Source organism: Planktothrix sp. FACHB-1355 (assembly GCF_014748295.1).
GTDB lineage: Bacteria > Cyanobacteriota > Cyanobacteriia > Cyanobacteriales > Aerosakkonemataceae > Aerosakkonema > Aerosakkonema funiforme_A.
The window spans coordinates 1-1,640 of sequence record NZ_JACJUP010001340.1; the positions used below are offsets into that span (position 1 = coordinate 1).

Annotated in this window: 2 protein-coding genes and 1 pseudogene; 2 read left to right on the forward strand and 1 reads right to left on the reverse strand. The window is 44.9% G+C overall.

Going from position 1 to position 1,640, the window contains the following annotated elements; translation table 11 throughout:
• Nucleotides 1-1,058 (forward strand): MFS transporter (locus tag H6S82_RS32180; RefSeq protein WP_191057420.1); only part of this gene is annotated, 1,058 nt, incomplete at its 5' end.
• Nucleotides 1,059-1,081: 23 nt separating this feature from the next.
• A complete protein-coding gene (locus H6S82_RS32185) occupies nt 1,082-1,456 on the forward strand; it encodes a signal peptidase I (protein ID WP_190470128.1) in 375 nt (124 codons plus the stop codon).
• Here H6S82_RS32185 and H6S82_RS32190 read toward each other — a convergent pair.
• A pseudogene (locus tag H6S82_RS32190) lies at nt 1,453-1,640 on the reverse strand (alpha/beta hydrolase); the annotation flags it as partial. The gene H6S82_RS32185 and the pseudogene H6S82_RS32190 overlap by 4 nt on opposite strands.

Below are 1,640 nucleotides of genomic sequence, written 5' to 3' on the forward strand. Positions count from 1 at the left end.
TGTTATTTATCTTCTCACCTATTCAGGGCGCTTTATCCGATCGCTTCGGTCGCAAACCAGTACTGCTATTTTCCCTCTTGGGAACGGGATTAACCTATATCGGCTTGACATTTGCTCCCAGTTTACCGTGGATATTCACGGCGCAAATTCTCAACGGTCTTACTGGTGGTAGCGTTGCTGTTGTGTTTGCCTACATTGCCGATGTCAGCACTCCCGAAGAACGACCGAAAAACTTCGGTTTAGTAGGAGCTTTCCTGGCTTTAGGATGGGTGGTTGGGCCTGCTTTAGGCGGCTTGTTGGGCGCTTGGGGATTGCGTTTTCCTTTCGCAGTTGCAGCTATTATCACATTTTTGAATCTGCTGTACGGAATTATAGTTGTATCCGAATCTCACGCACCAGAACACCGCCGTCCGTTTTCTTGGACTCGCGCTAACCCAATTGGCTCTCTGTGGTTGTTGCGAAAAAATGCGATCGTCTTTGGTTTAGCAGCAGCGATGTTGTTTACCGATGTCGGTTTGCAATGTTTTGTCAGCACCTGGGTGTTATTTACTACCTACAAGTTTCAATGGGAAACCTTGCAAGCTGGACTGTCGTTGACATTATTAGGAATAATGACGGCAATTGTCCAAGGAGGTTTGATCCGACCGCTGATTTCTCGCTTCGGTTCTAGACGGATAATTATCATCGGACTGACTTTCAGCATTATTGGTTATCTCCTCTATGCTTCTGCCAATGCGGGATGGATGTTATATTGGATTATTGTACTGAATGGTTTTGATTTTACTGTTAAACCCACAGCTCAGGGATTGATTTCTGCACAAGTAAGTTCGCAAGAACAAGGCGCACTTCAAGGTGCTTTGGCTTCTCTGACAGCTTTAGCAACTATTATCGGCCCATTGTTAGCTACTAACTTGTTCGGTTATTTTACGTCCTCACGCGCCCTGATTCGTTTACCGGAAATACCATTTTTCTTGGGTGCGTTTCTGTTTGCTGTAGCATTGTCGCTAGCGATCGCTACTTTTTCTAAGGGAAAATCTCAAAATCTTCAAACTCCATAAGCAAATGCAATCATTGTGTTCCAATGCAGCCTAAACTTGTCTTTGGCAACGCCCAAATTGAAGGAGAAAATCGCTGGGGCTGGTTTATCGGACATTTTATTAACCCAGCCAATGACCCTCGTTCATCTTCTAATTTAGAGGTGAAATGGGGATCTCACAAAGCCGGAGAAGGTAGACGGGAATGGGCGATGAATGCCCAAGCCACTACCCTTTCCATTCTGGTTTCGGGACGATTTCGCCTGCAATTTCCGGATACGGAAGTGCTATTATCTCGCGAGGGCGATTATGCACTTTGGTGTCCCGGTGTACCTCATTGTTGGCTAGCTGAGGAGGAGTCTACCATTTTAACAGTTAGATGGCCTTCTTTGTCCGGTGATAGCAAAGCAGTCAGTCATTAAGTGAATGAATTTAAAAACTTTGCCACAGCTTGATTAAAAGCATCTGGTTCCACTAAAAAAGCCCAGTGATTTCCGGGAATCTTTTGCATAGAAACATTTTTCAGATAAGTTCGGAAAGGCTTGATTTGGAATTCGCTGCGGTTGAGTCCTTGTTCTGGTAAAAGTAACAGCGTTGCTACTTCCA